The sequence below is a fragment of the Chloroflexota bacterium genome, assembly GCA_014360805.1.
Taxonomy (GTDB): Bacteria; Chloroflexota; Anaerolineae; order DTLA01; family DTLA01; genus DTLA01.
Window position 1 is genome coordinate 17803 of sequence record JACIWU010000027.1, and the last position, 17387, is coordinate 35189.

The 17387-nt window shown below is 67.3% G+C and carries 15 protein-coding genes and 1 tRNA gene; 10 read left to right on the top strand and 6 right to left on the bottom strand.

All coding sequences use genetic code 11. The features are described from left to right. Window positions 1-97: 97 nt before the first annotated feature. The 6 genes from H5T65_06395 to H5T65_06420 all read right to left on the bottom strand — a co-directional run bounded on the left by H5T65_06395 (window position 98) and on the right by H5T65_06420 (window position 5810). The gene (locus H5T65_06395; protein ID MBC7258859.1) at window positions 98-1630 is read right to left on the bottom strand and encodes a polysaccharide biosynthesis protein; all 1533 of its coding nucleotides are present in this window, start codon (window positions 1628-1630) and stop codon (window positions 98-100) included. Next, window positions 1627-2850 carry a glycosyltransferase family 4 protein gene (locus tag H5T65_06400; protein ID MBC7258860.1) on the bottom strand — a complete coding sequence of 408 codons (1224 nt, stop codon included), beginning with the start codon at window positions 2848-2850 and terminating at the stop codon, window positions 1627-1629. The genes H5T65_06395 and H5T65_06400 overlap by 4 nt, the downstream gene beginning before the upstream one ends. 9 nt (window positions 2851-2859) lie before the next feature. Then, a complete protein-coding gene (gene udk, locus H5T65_06405) occupies window positions 2860-3498 on the bottom strand; it encodes a uridine kinase (GenBank protein ID MBC7258861.1) in 639 nt (212 codons plus the stop codon). Window positions 3499-3517: 19 nt separating this feature from the next. After that, complete coding sequence (locus tag H5T65_06410; GenBank protein ID MBC7258862.1) at window positions 3518-4279, bottom strand: hypothetical protein; 762 nt, start codon at window positions 4277-4279, stop codon at window positions 3518-3520. A gap of 42 nt (window positions 4280-4321) precedes the next feature. Continuing rightward, entirely contained in the window at window positions 4322-5662 is a 1341-nt protein-coding gene (locus H5T65_06415; protein ID MBC7258863.1) for a hypothetical protein, read from the bottom strand. Window positions 5663-5734: 72 nt separating this feature from the next. Further along, a tRNA-Thr gene (locus H5T65_06420) sits at window positions 5735-5810 on the bottom strand. Window positions 5811-6214: 404 nt separating this feature from the next. On the opposite strand from H5T65_06420, the gene nusA reads away from it, so the two are divergent. The 10 genes from nusA to H5T65_06470 all read left to right on the top strand — a co-directional run bounded on the left by nusA (window position 6215) and on the right by H5T65_06470 (window position 17096). Next, window positions 6215-7906 (top strand): transcription termination/antitermination protein NusA, encoded by a 1692-nt coding sequence (gene nusA, locus H5T65_06425; protein MBC7258864.1) that lies wholly within the window; start codon window positions 6215-6217, stop codon window positions 7904-7906. Window positions 7907-7925: 19 nt separating this feature from the next. Continuing rightward, complete coding sequence (locus H5T65_06430) at window positions 7926-8234, top strand: YlxR family protein (protein MBC7258865.1); 309 nt, start codon at window positions 7926-7928, stop codon at window positions 8232-8234. A 321-nt stretch (window positions 8235-8555) separates the two neighbouring features. Continuing rightward, window positions 8556-10451: a translation initiation factor IF-2 gene (infB, locus tag H5T65_06435; protein MBC7258866.1), complete on the top strand. Its 1896-nt coding sequence runs from the start codon at window positions 8556-8558 to the stop codon at window positions 10449-10451. Window positions 10452-10478: 27 nt separating this feature from the next. Further along, window positions 10479-10847, top strand: coding sequence for a 30S ribosome-binding factor RbfA (rbfA, locus tag H5T65_06440; GenBank protein MBC7258867.1), 369 nt, complete (start codon window positions 10479-10481; stop codon window positions 10845-10847). Next, entirely contained in the window at window positions 10834-11799 is a 966-nt protein-coding gene (locus H5T65_06445; protein ID MBC7258868.1) for a bifunctional oligoribonuclease/PAP phosphatase NrnA, read from the top strand. Before rbfA ends, H5T65_06445 begins: the two co-directional genes overlap by 14 nt. Beyond that, on the top strand, window positions 11792-12739 hold the full coding sequence (truB, locus tag H5T65_06450; GenBank protein ID MBC7258869.1) for a tRNA pseudouridine(55) synthase TruB: 948 nt from the start codon (window positions 11792-11794) through the stop codon (window positions 12737-12739). The genes H5T65_06445 and truB overlap by 8 nt, the downstream gene beginning before the upstream one ends. A 48-nt stretch (window positions 12740-12787) precedes the next feature. Further along, window positions 12788-13732 (top strand): bifunctional riboflavin kinase/FAD synthetase, encoded by a 945-nt coding sequence (locus H5T65_06455; protein ID MBC7258870.1) that lies wholly within the window; start codon window positions 12788-12790, stop codon window positions 13730-13732. Further along, window positions 13729-14145: an archease gene (locus tag H5T65_06460; protein MBC7258871.1), complete on the top strand. Its 417-nt coding sequence runs from the start codon at window positions 13729-13731 to the stop codon at window positions 14143-14145. Before H5T65_06455 ends, H5T65_06460 begins: the two co-directional genes overlap by 4 nt. Before the next feature lie 62 nt (window positions 14146-14207). Further along, on the top strand, window positions 14208-15917 hold the full coding sequence (locus H5T65_06465; protein MBC7258872.1) for a DUF1957 domain-containing protein: 1710 nt from the start codon (window positions 14208-14210) through the stop codon (window positions 15915-15917). A gap of 3 nt (window positions 15918-15920) precedes the next feature. Then, entirely contained in the window at window positions 15921-17096 is a 1176-nt protein-coding gene (locus H5T65_06470) for an ArsA family ATPase (protein ID MBC7258873.1), read from the top strand. The last annotated feature ends 291 nt before the right edge of the window (window positions 17097-17387 follow it).

Below are 17387 nucleotides of genomic sequence, written 5' to 3' on the forward strand. Positions count from 1 at the left end.
GTTCGTAGGGCGGCTTTCCATAGCCGCCGAAGGCAGAGGGCAGGTATGGAAACCTGCCCTACGCTCGCTATGGCCGTGCGTGGGCGCAAATGGGGGCCTACGGCTCGCGCCGCTTGCGGCCCTGCGGGTCGCTGCCCGAACGACGCGCACGCACGAACCGCGCCGCGCGCTCCCCCAGGGATGGCGACAAGCGGGCCAGCAGGTCCCGGTCTTCGGCGTCCAGCGGCTTGAGCAGGGCGAAGCAGGCGGCGAAAACCAGAAGGAATACCCCCGCGCCCCGCGCCAGCCCCCACAGGCCGCCGCCTGTGGCGAAGTGCGACGCCAGGGTAGCCACTGCGCTGCCGGCCCCCACCGCCAGGGCGAATCCCAGGGGGTACCCCGCACGGGTCGCCCGCATGACCAGGAACACCTCGGCGGCGGTGGTGAGGATTCCGCAGAAGCCCGTGGCGGCCACCGCCCCCACCGCGCCCCATCGGGGAATCAGCGCGATGGCGAGGGCGACGTTCAGGACGCCCGTGGCCACCCGCAGCCCTAGGGCCCACCCTTCGCGCCGCATGGCGTACAGCGTGCCGGTGCTGGTTCCTCCGCCCAGGAATCGGTTCGCCGCCGTGAACAACGCGTAGACTTGCAGGAGCAAAGCGGCTTCCCGATAGGTCTCGCCGTACAGCGCCACCAGTTTCGCGGCGTGGAGCGCGCAGAACGCCAGCACGGGCACCGACAGGAGCATGGTTACTTTCATGAAGGCGCGCCACGCGGTGGCCAGGTCGCGCATACTCTTGGCCGCGACCTCGGCCATCGCCGACAGGCCCACGCCTTCCAGGCCCATGAGGAGCGCCGTGCCCGCGATGGTGGTGAGCGTCGCCGCCAGGTTGTAGAAGCCGATTTGGACGCTGTCGCGCAGCAGGAGGCCGATGAGCGCCACATCGGACTGTTGCCCCAGGACGTAGTTCAGCCCGTTGATGATGCCGGTGTTCACGGCGAAGCGATGGACGCGGCCCATGGGCAGGGGCGAGGCAGGCCCCCGCAGGAAGCGCGCCGTGTACGCCAGGTACGCGGCGGATGCCAGGGCCGCCGTCGCGCCCAGGAGCAGGAGCATCGCCTGCGGCCCGTAGCCGCGCTGCAACAGGTACCACGCCGCCGCGTAGTTGACCACTTGCACGCCAATGCGAACCAGCGCCACGAGGCGCACTTCTAGGCGCCCCACCCAGAAATACGCCAGGAGATTGGCGACGTTGAACCAGAACAGGTAGGGGAGCACCCACACGACGGCGGAAGCCGCGGGGCCTGTCCAGCGCGACAGAAGCGGCGCGCCTACGGCTCCCAGCACCACCAGGCAGGCCATGATGAGCGCCCGCAGGGCCAGCGTTCGGCGAAGCAAGAATCGCTGCCGGGCCGGGTCATCCAGGAGCGCGGGCACGAAGTTGTTCAGGGCCTGCTCGTAGCCCAGCGCGCCCAGCAGCGTGCCCGCCACGAAGACGCTGTAGGCGAAGGAATAGACGCCGAAATCCCCCGGCCCCAGGCGCTTGGCGATGAGACTGACGAACAGGAAGCGGATGGCGTACTCGCCGATACGCCCCGCGTAGTTCCAGAACAGCCCCCTGCCGAAACGTGCGGGGAGGTCGCCGTTCACGGTTGCGCTCCCTGTCTGATGGCGTGGCGGAGGAAAACCGACTCGGTGTCGGCGATCATCCTGTCCAGCGTGAACCGCGCGAGCACCGTTTGTCGGGCGGCCTGGGCGATGGCGGCGCGCGCGGCGGGATCGCGGGCCAACGAAGCCGCGAGGGTAGCCGCTTCGCCCTCGCCGCCCGGCGACACCAGAAATCCATTGTCGCCGTGGGAGATGAGCGAAACGACCCCGCCGACGGCGCTGGCGATCACCGGGCAGCCGCACGCCATTGGCTCTGCGACGGCGTATGAAAACGCCTCGGTGTGGATGGAAAGCATCAGCGCGATGTCCGCCGCATTGTACACGGCGGGCATCTGCTCATGCGGGACGTGGCCCAGCCAGCGGACGCGGTCGGCCAGGCCCAGGGATGCCGCCTGCTGGCGCAGCCAGGCTTCGTCCGGCCCGGTGCCCGCCACGAGAACCGTGGGCGCCAGGCCCTGCTCCACGAGCGACGCTGCCATGCGCAACACCCGATGGTGCCCTTTTGCTTGTTCCAGCCGTCCCGCCGTCAGGAGCACCAGCGCGTCGGCCGCGAGGCCCAGTTGGGCGCGCAATGCCCGCCGCGCCGAGGCGTCTGGTCGGAACTTCGCGGCGTCCACACCGTTGGGCACGACCGCTACCCTGCTGCTGGGGATGGACAGTTCGCCGATCGCGTCTTCGGCCAGTTGTGGGCTGACGCAGATGACGCCGGCCGCGCGCTGCGCCGTGGTGCGGAACATGCGCCTGAACAGCAACGTGCGCGCGGCGAAGCGGACGAGGCGATGCGCATGGCGGGGCGAGTCGCCCCATTGGCGTCGCATGGCGCGCCATTCGCCCAGGGGCGTGCCGTGGAGGATGGCGACGCACGGGATGGGCCGCTGGCGGGCTGGCAGACGCAGATAGCCGTAGGCCCCGATGCCCTGGCTCCAGACGATGTCCACGGGGTCGGCGGCGTGCAGCCGGGCAAAGGCGCGGGCGCTCTCCCGCCACCACGCGACGGCGTATGCGCGGTCGGCGCTGTAGGGCAGAAACAGCGTGCGGATGCCTGGGGCCCGGGTTTCGGTCTCGCCCTGCGGGTGGCGCGTGGTGATGACGGTGATGCGATGCCCCCGCTCCACCAGGCCCTGGCACAAATCCGCAGCGTGCCGCTCCAAGCCGCCCCCGATGTGCGCCAGGGTGGTGCGGGTCATCAGGCAGATGTGCACGGCGACCTCCTAGCGGGCTGGGCCGCAGTTCTGCGCGCCCAGCATGCTCTCCACCCTGGCCACCACCATGTCAATCGCGATGGTGTTGAACCCGCCTTCGGGGATGATGATGTCGGCGTAGCGCTTGCTGGGTTCCACGAATTCCAGGTGCATGGGGCGCACGGTCTCCAGGTACTGCTGGCACACCGACTCCATGGTGCGCCCCCGCTCGGAGATGTCGCGCTTCAGGCGGCGGATGAAGCGGATGTCGGGATCGGTGTCCACGAAGATTTTGACATCCATCAGGTCGCGGAGCGCCTTGTCGGCGAAGATGAGGATGCCCTCCACCAGCACAACCTGGCGGGGTTCCACGGTGCGCGTCTCGCGTAGGCGCGTGTGGGTCGTGAAGTCGTAGATGGGGATTTGCACGGCCCGACCCTCGCGCAGGGCCAGGATGTGCTGGATGAGCAGTTCGTTTTCCAGCGAGTCGGGGTGATCGTAGTTGAGGCGGGTTCTTTCCTCAAAGGGCAGGTCGCTGCGGTCGCGGTAGTACGAGTCGTGCTGGATGTAGGCGATGCGCTCGCGCCCCACGCGCTCCAGAATCGCCTGGGACACGGTCGTCTTGCCTGAGCCGCTTCCGCCTGCCACACCGATAACTACCACTCCCATGGACTCCCTCCTCGGACTCTCACCAGGCCACGAACGACAACCCAGGCCACGCGGCGGCGATCCAGTCGGCGGCGAAGGCCCCCAGCAGCATCAGGCCCACGCCCACCCATTGCGCCATCAGGCCCCATTGCGATGCGTCGCGGCGCAGAAACCTCCCCGCCACGACGCAGAGCCAACCGGCCACCATCAGGTTCAGTCGCGGGTCGTTGCGCCAGGCGACGCCCCAGTTGAGCCAGGCCCAGGCCGCCGTCAGGACAAAGCCGACGCCCATCAGGGCGATGCCGGCGAACTCGGCGGGCGGCTGCCCCTGCCGCATGTCGCGCGCGCCCAACGTGCCCAGCAGGGCCGCCATGCACCCGCCCACGCCCAGGGCATGCAGGCCCGCTTGCGCCACGTACAGGAGCGTCTGCTGGGCGGGAACGGCGGGCGCGGCGGCGGGCCTGGCCGTCCAGACATGCGTGAGGGCGGCCAACGCCAGCGCCAGAGGGCCAATCGGCGACGCCCTGCCCCGCTCCGATATCGGCGCAAGCGCCAGCAACCCGACCGCGCCTGCGGCCAGGAAGTCGGCCACGCCCACGAAGAGCGCCCTGCGCGCCAGCAGCGCCTCAGCGAGCAGGTAGGCCGCCGCAAGCGCCGCAGCCGCCCACGCGAGGGCGCGGGCCACCGCCTGCGCCCGCGGCACATGCCGCGCGTAGGCCGCAAGCCAGAGCGCGACCCCCGCCAGCGATGCGGCGTAGGCCAGGCCCAAGAGTACCGTGCTGGGGTTCAACGGTAGTCCCATCCAACTTTCCCCGTGCGAGACGTGTGCAGGCGCAGGAGCCGCCTACCCAAGCGCCTCGCGGATCACGTCTGCGGTGTCGGCGTCGCTCGCCCAAAACCGAAGGGCGGCGCGATTGGCTGCTTGTGTCGCCTGCACAACGGCGGCGCGCGCGGAAACCCACGCGGATGCCAGGCCGCAAACCACGGCGAGCACCGCCCCCGCCCACAAAGGATAGCGCGAAGGGTCGCGTATGGCAACTGCCGCAGGGTACTGCCCCGCCGCGAAGCGGTAGGTGATGCCGTTGGATGCGGCCGTCCCCTCGTCCGAGAATGCCCCTTCGTGGGCGGGCTGGATGTCCGTGCCGTGGAAAACCTGGAACAGGAATGCAGGCGCGGCCCCGTCGGCGTCGGGGTTCAGGGCGATGCGGATGGTATCCCCCACGTCGGGGGCGGCGAAGTACTGTTCGGGTTGGTCCTCGTCAAATCGCAGGAACAGCGTCCCCACGGCGGAGGATTCCCCCGCCGCCTGGAGCGACACGGGGACTCCCCCCTCGTCGGTCGCGCTGACCACGACGCCGGCGAACGACCGCGTCCGGTGCAGCGTCAAGTCCCCGGCCCACAGCGGGCGTTGCGGGCCGATGACCCCCTGCGCCCTCACGTCGCCTTCGGGCCCCAGCAGGAGAACAGGCCACAGCGCCCCCTGCGCCCCATCCCCCAGCGACACCGACCACCCGGGGCGCAGCGCCAGGGTTGCGGCCTCCCCCGGCCCCAACGCGAGTTCCTCCGTGCGGGACACGCGTCCCGAAAGCAAGAGCGCGGTCGCAACCAGCAGCAGACCGAAGGCAGCGCCCGCGCGGAGTCCCCACGCCCAGCCGTCGCGCACGGCGTGGAGTTGCAGCGCCTCGCCCATGGACTCCGTGCGGGTGCGATAGCCGGCCTGCGTCAAGGCCGCATCCACGGACGCCAACACCTGCGCCGCGCTCCCATTGGCAACTCGCTGGCCCTGCGCCCGACGCGGGAGGCTGATGGCATCCGTCTTCGCGTATCGGAGCGCGCGGCGCAGGTTCTGGGCGAGATGGAGGAGCAGGACGAACACGCCAAGCCCCAGCGTCCCCTTCCAGAGCAACGAGTCGGCAATCTGAAACATCCCCAGGGCGCGCAGCGTGGGGCCGGGCGCGCCCCAGCGTGCGGCGGCTTCGGCCAGCCAGCGGAGTTGCGCGGCGGAGTCTGCGCCCGTGGCGGGAGCCTGGGGGAAGATGCCTGCCAGGAGGAACACGAACGCGACAAGGATGGTGAGGATGGCTGCACAGCGGGGAGAGGTCAGGAATCCCCAAACGCGCTCCCATCCCCCCGCGCGGTCGTCGGTGGGCATGGAGGCGGCGGGTTGTTCGGACCGAGCGGCCACCGGATCCTCCTGCTGGCGCATGGCTATAGACAAGCCCTGACCCGGCGTGCGGTCAGGGCTCGCTAAGGATCGTGGAGCCACCCATCGGAATTGAACCGATAACCGGGCGCTTACGAAGCGCCTGCTCTGCCGATTGAGCTAGGGTGGCCCAGAAGTATCGGCGAAACGACGGGTTCCCTTTGCCGCCTCGCACCATGCCGCGGTGCTTGAAAGGTCGTCGCGGGGCCATTATAGCAGGATTCCCGCGGCCTGACAAATCCGCGCCACACCTGACGAAGTTCGCTTTCGTCGCAGGCGCCATCCACGAATAACACGAATCCACACGAATGGAGAACAATTGTAGACACGTAGGGCGGCTTCCCATAGCCGCCGGAGGCAGGGGGCCGACAAACTTTTGCACGGATGCACTGACACGTTTGACTTGCGCAATCCGAAACGGCGTGGTATAATGCGTTTGTTATTACGATTGCGCTGGAGAAAAGTGGGCGTCCCCCACTTTTCTTGTTGTGAGGCATTTGCGCCGCGCGGTCGCAGGAGGTAGGGGACGTATCTATGAAGAGCGAGTTCATACAGGCCATCAACCAGGTGTGCGCCGAGCGGAACCTGCCCAAGGACGTGGTCCTTGAGGCGGTGGAAGTTGCCCTGGTCTCTGCCTACAAGCGGAACTTCGGCGACTGCGGGAACGTGGTGGCGAAGATAGACAACCAGACGGGCGAGGTCAAACTGTTCGCGGTCAAAGAAGTCGTGGACAGCGTCTCTGACCCCGACACGCAAATCGCCCTCAAAGAGGCGCGAAGCATCAATCCCGACGCCGCCGTGGGCACGAAGGTGATGGTGGAATGCGCCCCGCCCAAGGACTTCGGCCGCATCGCGGCGCAGGCCGCCAAGCAAGTGATTCTCCAGCGCATCCGCGAGGCCGAGCGCGACACGCTCTACCAGTCCTACGCCGACCGCGTGGGCGAGATGATCAACGCCTCGGTGCAGACGGCCGAGCCGGGCCTGGTAACGGTGAACCTGGGCAAGACCGAAGGGGTCATGCCGAGGGGCGAGATGATCCCCGGCGAGCGATACAGGCCGGCCCAGCGCCTGCGAGTTGTCATCGTGGACGTGCAGCGCGGCACCCGCGGCCCGGAAATCATCGTGAGCCGCGCGCACCGCGACCTGCTCCGCCGCCTGCTGGAGATGGAGGTCCCCGAGATTCTCAACGGGGCGGTGGAAGTCAAGGCCATCGCACGCGAGGCCGGATCGCGCTCCAAAGTGGCCGTGGCATCTAAGCAGCCGCGCCTGGATCCCGTGGGGGCCTGCGTGGGCCAACGTGGGTACCGCATCCAGAACATCGTCAACGAACTGAACGGCGAGAAGATTGACGTGGTGGCGTGGAGCGCGGACACGGCGACGTTCATCGCCAACGCGCTGAGCCCGGCCAAGCCCACTGAGGTCATCCTGGACGAAACCGCCGAGGGCGGCAAGACGGCCACCGTCATCGTGCCCGACAAGCAATTGTCGCTGGCGATCGGCAAGGAAGGCCAGAACGTGCGCTTGGCGGCCAAACTCACCGGCTGGCGCATTGACATCAAGAGCGCGTCGGAGTGGGAAGAGGAACAGCGCTACGCCCAGGAGAAAGCCCAGGCCGTATCCGAGGATCTCCTGGCGAAGGCCGAGGCGATCCTGTTGGGCAAGGCAGAGCCGCAGGTCGGCGCCGAACCCGCCGAGGTGGCAGCGGAGGTGGCCGAGGCTCCACAAGTTGGGTCCGAACCTGCCGCCGAGGAGGCCGCGCTGGTTGAAGCCGCTCCCGAAGCGGAGGCCGCGCCTGCGGTGACGGAAGCGCCCGCCGCCGAGGAGGCCGCGCCGGTTGCAGCCGCTCCCGAAGCGGAGCCCGCGCCTGCGGTGACGGAAGCGCCCGTTGCCGAGGAGGCCGCGCCTGCGGTGACGGAAGCGCCCGCCGCCGAGGAGGCCGCGCCGGTTGCAGCCGCCCCCGAAGTGGAGCCCGCGCCTGTGGCGGAGGTAGCCGAAGCGCCTACGCCCGAACCCGAGGCGCTGCCGATCCGAATTGAGGTTGACGAACTGGCGTTTGACGACGAGGGCGAAGGCGAGTCCGAGGAAGAGGCCGGGAAGCGCGCCAAGAAGAAGTTCAAAAAGGGGCGCGCGGGAGCACCGCAACCCACCGAGGTCGCCCCGCGGCGCAAGCCCAAGCCGGCCGGCCGCCGTCGCGATTGGGGCGACGACTGGGAAGAAGAGTTGTAGGAACTCGTGCAGGTAGGCCATGCGACGCAAACACGTCCCACAACGCACCTGTGTGGGGTGCGGGGAAACGCGAAGCAAGCGGGAACTGACGCGCATCGTGAGGATGCCCGACGGCACCGTGGACATAGACCCGACGGGCAAGAAGCCCGGACGCGGGGCTTACCTGTGCAAGCAGGTTCGCTGCTGGCAGCAGGCGCTGGCCAAAGGCGCCATCAGCCGCGCGCTGGGCGTCGCCCTCCCGGACGATGTGAAGGCGCGATTGCAGGACCAGTTGCATCTCCTACAATTGGAGGGGAGCCTTTCCGGTGATGAGGAGCCGGAGCCATGACGGGAATCAGGCGTGATTCCCGCGACTGGAAATCGGAAGTGCGTGGGTTATGGGAGCAGGTACGGTTGAGGGGTGTCATGAGATTCTGATGTAACTCGCGTGCATCGGCGCACCCTAGTAGCCTATATCAACCCTGCTCCTTCGCGTCGTCCTGCGGTCAGCGGGCGGCCGACCTGTTTGTCGTTCAGGGCGAGCTGAGCAGGGTTTTTTCGTACCCGTTCACCGCAGAGCCTGCTCTGGCCCGTGTGGTTTTCTATACTTCGGCCCGCAGGGCTTGTACGGAGCCGCGTCGCGGCGCGGGCCGAATCAGGAGGGGTGGATATGGCGAAGGACAAGAACAAAAACGCAACTCGGAAGAGCGCGGCGGGCGGCACGGCGGCGCCGGCCTCTAGACCGCAGGCCGGCAGTCACGCCGGGGCGAAGAGCCAGGCCGAAACCCCGGCTGCGCCTTCCGTCATTGAACTGCCCAGCAGCCTGACGGTGCGCGACCTGGGCCATGCCCTGGGCGTCAGCCCGATTGAGGTGATGAAGAAACTGATCGGGTTCGGCATCATGGCCAATATCAACGAACTGATTGACTACGACACGGCGGCGATTGTGGCCGCCGAGATGGGATTTGAGACGCGCGAGGAAATGCCGGAGGAAGAGCAGGCCCCGGAGATCGCGCCGGCGCAGATCCCCAGTTGGCGCGATGTGCAGGACGAGCGCCCCGAGGATTTGCGGCCCCGGCCCCCGGTCGTTACGGTGATGGGGCATGTGGATCACGGGAAGACCTCGCTCTTGGACGCCATCCGCAACGCCAACGTGGTGGAAGGCGAGGCCGGCGGCATCACCCAGCACATCGGCGCGTACCAGGTGGAACTGGGGGGGAAGAAGATCACCTTTCTGGACACACCGGGCCATGAGGCGTTCACGGCCATGCGCGCGCGGGGCGCTCAGGCCACCGACATCGTCGTGCTCGTCGTCGCGGCCGATGATGGCGTGCAGCCCCAGACCAAAGAGGCCATTGCCCACGCGCGGGCGGCGCAGGTGCCCATCATCGTCGCGCTCAACAAGATTGACAAGCCCGAGGCCAACCCGGAAGTGGTCAAGCGGCAACTGGCCGATTTGGGCCTGCTGGTGGAGGAATGGGGCGGCAACGTCATTTGCGTGCCCGTTTCGGCGAAGAAGCGGATCAACATAGAGGAACTCCTGGAGAACATCCTGTTGGTGGCCGAAGTGGCCGAGTTGAAGGCGAACCCGTTCCGCCCGGCGACAGGGGTTGTGGTGGAGAGCCGCCTGGACAAGACGCGGGGGCCTGTGGCCACCCTGCTGGTGCAGCGCGGAACCCTCCACGTGGGCGATAATCTGGTGATCGGCGAGAGCGCTGGGCGTGTGCGGGCCATGTTTGACGACAAGGGCCGCGCTGTTTCCGAGGCCACGCCATCCACGCCGGTGATGATCCTCGGCTTGAGCGAAGTCCCCAAAGCAGGCGACCTGTTTGAGGTGGTGGAAGATGAGCGCACTGCCAAGGCCATCGCCGCCGAGCGCGCCCAGCAGCGTCAGCAGGCGGCGGCCGCCCGCCCCGCCCGCGTTACGCTGGAAGAGGTCTTCGCGCGCATGCAGGAGGGCAAGGCCAAGGAACTCAACATCATCCTCAAGGCCGACGTGCAGGGGTCGCTGGAGCCCATTGAGTCGTCCCTTCAGAAACTCGGCAGCGAAGACCTGAAAGTGAAGATTCTGCACAGCGCCATCGGGAACATCGGCGAGTCGGACGTGATGCTGGCGTCGGCCTCGTCGGCCATCGTCATCGGGTTCAACGTGTCGGTGGATGCGGCGGCCCGCGCCCTGGCCGAGCAGGAAGGGGTGGACATCCGCCTGTACAACGTCATCTACCAACTGGTGGAGGACGTGGAGAAGGCCCTGACGGGCATGTTGGAGCCGACGTACCAGCAGGTGGTTACGGGCCACGCCGAGGTGCGCGCCGTGTTCTCCATCTCCAAGCGGGGCAAGGTGGCTGGCTGCTACATGACCGATGGCCAGGTTACGCGGGCTTCCTCGGTGCGGGTGATCCGCGGCGGGCAGGTCCTGTTTGACGGGCGCATCGCCTCGCTCAAGCGGTTCACCGAGGACGTGAAGGAAGTCAGCGCGGGATACGAATTCGGCATCGGGCTTGAGAAGTACGAGGACTTCCAGGTGGGCGACGTGCTGGAGTTCTACAAGCAGGAGCGGGTATAGCGCCTGGCCGCTCCAAAGAGGTGAGACATGACATCATCCAGACGACAACGGCGCGTTGCCGAGTTGATCAAAGAGGAGATGGGCGACCTGCTGGGCCGCCGCGCCCACGACCCGCGGCTGCACTGGGTTACCGTTACCGACGTGCAGGTTACGCCAGACCTGGCCATTGCGCGCGTGTACTACGCCGTCATCGGCGAGGAGGCGGAGCGGGAGCAAGCCCGCGAGGGCCTGGAACACGCGCGCGGCTACCTGCGGCGCGAGTTGGCGGCCAGGCTCCAGTTGCGCATCGTGCCGCAACTGGAGTTCTTCCACGATGAGGCGCTGGAATACGGCAGGCACATAGACGCCATCCTGGATCGCATTCACGGGGAAGACGCGGACGATGCCGACGCCTGAACAGATGATTCTCGCAGCAGACCGCATTCTGGTCCTGTGCCACACCTCGCCCGACGGCGACGCCATCGGGGCGCTCCTGGCGATGGGGCACATTCTGCGGGCGCTGGGCAAGCAGACCACGCTTGCCTGCGCCGACCCCGTGCCGCGGGAGTACCGCTTTATGCCCGGCGCGGACGAAGTCGTGCAGCGTCCGGAGGGCGAGTTTGACCTGGTCATCAGCCTGGATTCCAGCGACATTCCCCGCCTGGGCGAAGCCTACGACGCCTCTCGGCTCGGCCACCTGCCCATTCTGAACATAGACCACCACATCACGAACCTGGACTTCGGCACCGTGAACTGGGTGGAGCCCGGGTCGGCTTCCACGTGCCAACTGGTGTTGCGCCTGGCCGACGGTCTGGGCGTGGACATCACGCCCGAAATCGCCACATGCCTCCTGAGCGGGATCGTGATGGACACGCGCGGCTTCACGACGCCCAACACGGATTTGGCGGCGCTTCGGGCCGCAGAGCGACTCGTGGCCGCGGGGGCGAACCTCGCGGGCATCGCCCGCCGAATCCTGGTGCAGCGCTCCTTCGCCATGACCAAACTGTGGGGCGAGGCGCTGTCGCAGGCGCGGCTGGAAGATGGCATCGTGTGGGCGTCCTTGCCCGCGTCCCTCATGGCGCAGTCCGACGCCTCGGCCAACGGCTTGAGCGGGCTGGTGGCGTTCCTGGCCGGGGTAGAGGAGGCGCGCGTGGCCGTGCTTTTCAGGGAGCGGGACGACGGACGGGTGGAGGTCAGCCTTCGCTCGGTGCCGGGGGTGGATGTATCGGGCATCGCGCTGTCGTTGGGGGGCGGCGGGCATCCGCAGGCGGCGGGGTGCACGCTGGCCGGGCCGCTGGCCGAGGTGGAGTCCAGGGTGCTGGGCGCGGTGCGGGCGCTGCTGGATGGGAGCAGGCGCGCAGATGGGTGAGGCGACCGGGTGCGGCGGGTGCGGCGGGCCGACGTGCGGCGCGGCCCAGGGCCTCCTGTCGGGCATCCTCAATGTGGACAAGCCGCGCGGCATGACCTCGCACGACGTGGTAAATGCCGTCCGCAAGATCGCAGGAACCCGCCGCGTGGGCCACGCAGGGACGCTGGACCCTATGGCCACGGGGGTGTTGCTTGTCTGCGTGGGCCAGGCCACACGAATCGCGGAATACCTAATGAACTCCAGGAAGACCTACGTGGCGGAAGTGGCCTTCGGCCAAACCACGACTACCTACGACGCCGACGGCGACGTGGTGGAGGAACGCCCCGTCGCTCATCTGACGGCCGAGGCGCTACAGGCGGCCCTGGCAACGTTCGTAGGCCCCATTCGCCAGCGCGCGCCCGCCTTCTCGGCGGTCAAGCAGGCCGGGGTGCCGCTGTATCGCCGCGCGCGCCGAGGCGAGTCGGTGGAGCCGCCCGTCCGCGACGTGCACATCTACCGCGCCGCGATGGTGCGGTGGGAGCCGCCCGTTGCGACTGTGGAGGTAGAGTGCGGGCCGGGCACCTACATCCGCTCGCTGGCCCACGACTGGGGCCAACTTGTGGGGAGCGGCGCGCACCTGAAGTCGCTACGGCGGGTGGCGTCGGGGCGGTTCTCGGTGGAGGATGCCGTCCCGTTGGCCCGCTTGCAGGAGGCGGCCGCCGACGGCGATTGGCCGCGTTTCCTCATCCCCATGGACGAGGCGCTGCTGGACATGCCGGCGCTGGTTCTGACCGACACGCAGGCCGAGGCGCTGGGCCACGGTCGGCCCGTGGACGCGAGGGCCGGCGCGGATGGGCAGGTGGCCCGCGCGTACACGCTGGCAGGTGATTTTGTGGCCCTTGTCTGCTATAATGCGGCAGCAGGCCGATGGCTTCCCGTGAAGGTCTTTGGCGGGCGCTAGTCGCCGGGCACTCTGCAATCTCAATCCCGACACAAGGTTTGCAGGACAATGCTGCTGATTGACAACTGGGAACAGGCGCATCTGGAGCAGGATACGGTAGCCACCATCGGCGCATTTGACGGCGTGCACCTGGGGCATCAGTTCCTCATCCGCAATCTTGTGGCCAGAGCGAAGGAGACCGGGCGGCTGGCCATGGTGGTTACGTTCCACCCGCACCCCGTCGCCGTCCTGCGGCCCGATTTGCCGATACGCTATCTGACGACACCGGGCGAGAAGGCCGTCTTGATGGAGCAGTTGTCGCTGGATATTCTGGCGATTCTGCCGTTTGACGCGCAGATGGCTCAGATGTCGGCGGCCGAGTTCACCGGCGCGCTGGTGCGCCACCTGCGCCTGCGGGAACTGTGGGTCGGCCCCGATTTCGCCCTGGGGCGCAATCGCGAGGGCGATATCGCGACGCTTCGCGCGCTTGGCGCCGACCTGGGATTCGCCGTGAGGGCGGTGGAGCCTTTCCTGCTGGACGGGGAAGTGGTGAGCAGCACGCGGATTCGGGCGTTGCTGGCCCAGGGCGACGTGCGCGGGGCCACGCGGCTGTTGGGGCGATACCCGACGGTGGCGGGCGAGGTGGTGCCCGGGGCGCGGCGCGGGCGCGCGCTGGGGTATCCCACCGCCAACCTGGAAGTGCGCCAGGAACGCGCCGTCCCCGCCGACGGGGTGTATGCCGTGTTCGCCGTCCTGGGGACCGAGCGGTATCCGGGTGTCGCGAATATCGGCGTGCGGCCCAGTTTTGACAACGGCGCGCGCACTGTGGAAACCTTCATCCTGGACTTTGATCAGGATATCTACGGGTGCGACCTGGTGGTGGAGTTCGTGGAGCGCCTGCGGCCCGAGCAGCGCTTCCCGAACATCGCGGACCTGGTCAGGCAGATCGGCCAGGACGTGGAGGTAGCGCGCCGCATCCTGGACGACGAGGCGAGGAGCCGAAAGAACCCGTGAGCGCGAACCGGTGCTTCTTCCGCGAACTGGATCACACGGCCGATTTGGCCATAGAGGTGTGGGGCGAGGACCTCGCAAGTCTTCTCGTCCATGCTGCCGAGGCGGTGTTCGCCCTGCAGGGCCTGCCCGGCGCGGCCGGGGAGCGCGCGCAGCACGACATTCACGTACAGGCGGCCGACCGCGAGACGCTCCTGGTGGACTGGCTCAACGAGTTGCTGTTCCTGTCGGAGACGCTGGGCGAAGTGTACACGACGTTTGACCTTGCGCTCACCGGAGAGTTTACGGTGAGCGCGACGGTGGAAGGGTACAAGGGGCATCCTACCAAACGGCGCATCAAGGCGGCCACGTTCCACGACCTGCGCATCACGTGCGAGCCGGGGCACTGCTCGGCGCGCGTTGTGTTTGACGTGTAGTGTTGGACCGGGCGAAGCATCTCACGTTTGCACAGCACGACGCTGTGTGAAAGGAGGGCAAGATGAAACAGGGCGCGTTTACCTTCGTGTTGCATACGCACCTTCCCTACGTGCGGAAGGCCGGGCGCTGGCCCCATGGCGAGGAGATGGTGCACGAGGCGATTGCCGAAACCTACGTGCCGCTGCTGAACGCGCTGTATGACCTCAAGGCGGCGGGGTACGAGCCGAGGCTCACCATCGGCATCACGCCCATTCTGATGGAGCAACTGGCTGACCCGGACGTGCTGAACCACTTTGAGTTGTACGTGGAGGAGCGGATTGCCCTGATAGAGTCGGACCGGCGGCTGTGGGAGGGGAAGGACGCACGCCGCGTTGCCCTGGCCGACTTCTACCTGGGGTTCTACCAGGGCATCCTGGACTCCTTCCGGTCCCGCTACCACCGCGACCTGCTGGGGGCGTTCCGTCGGCTGCAAGACGCGGGCAACGTGGACGTGCTGACCAGCGCGGCCACCCACGGCTACCTGCCCCTCATGGAGCGGGATTCCACCCTGTGGGGCCAGATCAAGACCGGCGTGGACACGTACATTCGCCACATGGGGCAGCGGCCCCAGGGCATCTGGCTGCCGGAGTGCGGGTACCGTCCAGGGTACATGAAGGAAGGCACACCGTCCTACTACAAGCCCGGCGAAGAGGAGTTCCTGGCGGCGTTCGGGCTGAAGTATTTCTTCACCGACACCCACGTCATTGAGGGCGGCAAACTGGTGGGCAAGGTGGCGGGCGACGCTGTGGGGCCTTATGGGGCCATCCCACTGCGCAAGGTGGTGGTGAAGCCCGACACCCGCCCGGAGGCCACCCAGCGCACGACATTCCGCCCGTACTACGTGCAGGCCGCCGAGGTCGCCGTCTTCGGGCGCGACGAACGCACGGGGATGCAGGTGTGGTCTGCCGCGCACGGCTACCCGGGCGATTTCGTATACCGCGAGTTTCACCGCAAAGATCCCAACTCGGGCGCGCAGTACTGGCGTATCACGGGCGCCGGCGTGGATTTGGGCGACAAGGATTTGTACGATCCCGAGACGGCGCGGCGGCAAGTGCAGGTTCACGCCGATCACTTCGTGAGCATCGTGGTGGAGCGGCTGCGCGAATGGAACAAGCGCCACAACGAGATGGGCATCATCGTGTCCGCCTACGACACGGAACTCTTCGGCCACTGGTGGTTTGAGGGCGTGGACTGGCTCAAGGAAGTCCTGCGGCAGTTGAGCATCAACCCGGACGTGGAGTTGACGACGGCCCGCGATTACCTCAACGATCACCCGCCCACCGAGGTGGTGGCCCTTCCCGAGAGTTCCTGGGGGGCGGGCGGCGGCCACTGGACATGGAAAAACCCGGAGACCGAGTGGATGTGGCCGCTCATCCACGCCGCGGAGAGGCGGATGGAGCGGCTTGTGGCCCGCTGGCCGTCGGCGCAGGGCGAACAGGCGGCGCTCCTGGCCCAGGTGGCGCGCGAACTGGTGCTCCTGGAATCCAGCGACTGGCCCTTCCTCGTCAGCACCGGCCAGGCCAAGGAGTACGCCACGGGGCGCTTCCAGCAGCACCTGGCGCGGTTCAACCATCTGGCGGCGGCAGCCGAGCGTGGAGCGCCCCTGTCCGAAGCCGACCGCCGATTCCTGGAGCAGGCGGCGGAGTTGGACAATCCGTTCCCGCAGATTCAGTACGCCGATTTCGCCGCCAGGGAGAACACCCCGCTGAAACCTCAGAGCGAGCGTGCATAGAGTATGGCACGAATCCTTCTGTTCACAGGCAAGGGCGGCGTGGGGAAGACGACCATCGCCGCGGCCACGGCCCTGCGCTGCGCCGAGCAGGGTCTGCGCACCATCGTGGTGAGCACCGACGCCGCCCACTCGCTGGCCGACAGCCTGGACTATCCCCTGGGCCCCGAGCCGACGGAAGTGGCCCCCAACCTGTGGGGGCAGGAGATTGACCTGCTGTACCAGATGGAGAAGTACTGGGGCACGGTGCAGGAGTACCTGGCCGCGCTCCTGTCCTGGCGCGGGATGGACGACCTCATCGCCGAAGAGGTGAGCGTGCTGCCCGGCATGGAGGAACTGGCGTCGCTGCTGCAAATCGTCAAGTTGCACGACGACGGGCTGTACGACGTGATTATCATTGACGCGGCCCCGACGGGCGAAACGCTCAAACTGCTGTCCTTCCCCGACATGGCCCGCTGGTATCTGGAGAAAATCTTCCCCATTGAGAAACGGGCCATGCAACTGTCGCGGCCGCTGCTGCGCTCGCTGACCGATCTGCCCCTGCCCGAGGACGAACTGTTTGACGTGATAGAGGGGCTGATTCGCGACCTGGATCGGATGCACGCGCTCCTGTCGGATCCCGAGAAATCCACCGTGCGCCTGGTGCTGAACCCGGAGAAGATGGTCATCAAGGAGGCGCAGCGCACCTACACCTACCTCAGCCTGTACGGCTATCCGGTGGACGCGGTCATCTCCAACCGCATCATCCCGGCGACGGTGCGAGACGCCTACTTTGACAACTGGAAGGCCATCCAGGAGAAGTACGGCCGCGCCGTGGAGGAAGCCTTCGCTCCGCTGCCCATCCTGCTGGTCCCGCTGATGGACAGCGAGGTGGTGGGGCTGGAGCGGCTGCGGCAACTGGGGCAACTGGTGTACGGCGACCGCGACCCCGCCGCGGTGTTCTACAAGGGCGCGCGGCACGTGGTCCGCAAGGAAGACGGCCGATACATCCTGGTGCTCAAACTGCCGTTCGTGAGCAAGGAGGCGCTGAAACTCACCCGCTCGGGCGACGAACTGGTGGTACACATCGGCAACCAGAAGCGCAACATCGTGCTGCCGCGGGTGGTGGCGGGGCTGGACGTGGAGAGCGCCAAGGCCGAGGAGGGCGAGGTTCGGGTGGTGTTCGGCCCCAAGGCCGAGTAGGGTCTCGGTTCCAAAGTTTGTTGGCCGCGCCACGGGCATGGGTGGGGCGCGCTTCCGAAAGTGCGTCGCGCCTTGGTCGCCAACACAGGGCGCGGCCGAATCCGCTCACAAAACCCCTTGACTTTCGCACAAAGTTGTCGTATGCTATACACGCAAGGGCGCGCCCGCGCATGGTAGGCGAGAGAACTCGCGTTGCGCATGCGGCGAATCTGCCAGATAACGAGAGCCTGTGGGCATGTTATGCGGAATTCTTTCCGTATAACAAATTGCCGCATAATACATAGTTCAGCC

What these genes read in the sequence shown, in the direction of transcription:
- rbfA (MBC7258867.1), top strand. Translation starts at nt 10,479, where the DNA reads ATGACATCATCCAGACGACAACGGCGCGTTGCCGAGTTGATCAAAGAG.
- H5T65_06430 (MBC7258865.1), top strand. Translation starts at nt 7,926, where the DNA reads ATGCGACGCAAACACGTCCCACAACGCACCTGTGTGGGGTGCGGGGAA.
- H5T65_06410 (MBC7258862.1), bottom strand. Translation starts at nt 4,279, where the DNA reads ATGGGACTACCGTTGAACCCCAGCACGGTACTCTTGGGCCTGGCCTAC.
- truB (MBC7258869.1), top strand. Translation starts at nt 11,792, where the DNA reads ATGGGTGAGGCGACCGGGTGCGGCGGGTGCGGCGGGCCGACGTGCGGC.
- H5T65_06470 (MBC7258873.1), top strand. Translation starts at nt 15,921, where the DNA reads ATGGCACGAATCCTTCTGTTCACAGGCAAGGGCGGCGTGGGGAAGACG.
- H5T65_06465 (MBC7258872.1), top strand. Translation starts at nt 14,208, where the DNA reads ATGAAACAGGGCGCGTTTACCTTCGTGTTGCATACGCACCTTCCCTAC.
- H5T65_06455 (MBC7258870.1), top strand. Translation starts at nt 12,788, where the DNA reads ATGCTGCTGATTGACAACTGGGAACAGGCGCATCTGGAGCAGGATACG.
- udk (MBC7258861.1), bottom strand. Translation starts at nt 3,498, where the DNA reads ATGGGAGTGGTAGTTATCGGTGTGGCAGGCGGAAGCGGCTCAGGCAAG.
- nusA (MBC7258864.1), top strand. Translation starts at nt 6,215, where the DNA reads ATGAAGAGCGAGTTCATACAGGCCATCAACCAGGTGTGCGCCGAGCGG.
- H5T65_06445 (MBC7258868.1), top strand. Translation starts at nt 10,834, where the DNA reads ATGCCGACGCCTGAACAGATGATTCTCGCAGCAGACCGCATTCTGGTC.
- infB (MBC7258866.1), top strand. Translation starts at nt 8,556, where the DNA reads ATGGCGAAGGACAAGAACAAAAACGCAACTCGGAAGAGCGCGGCGGGC.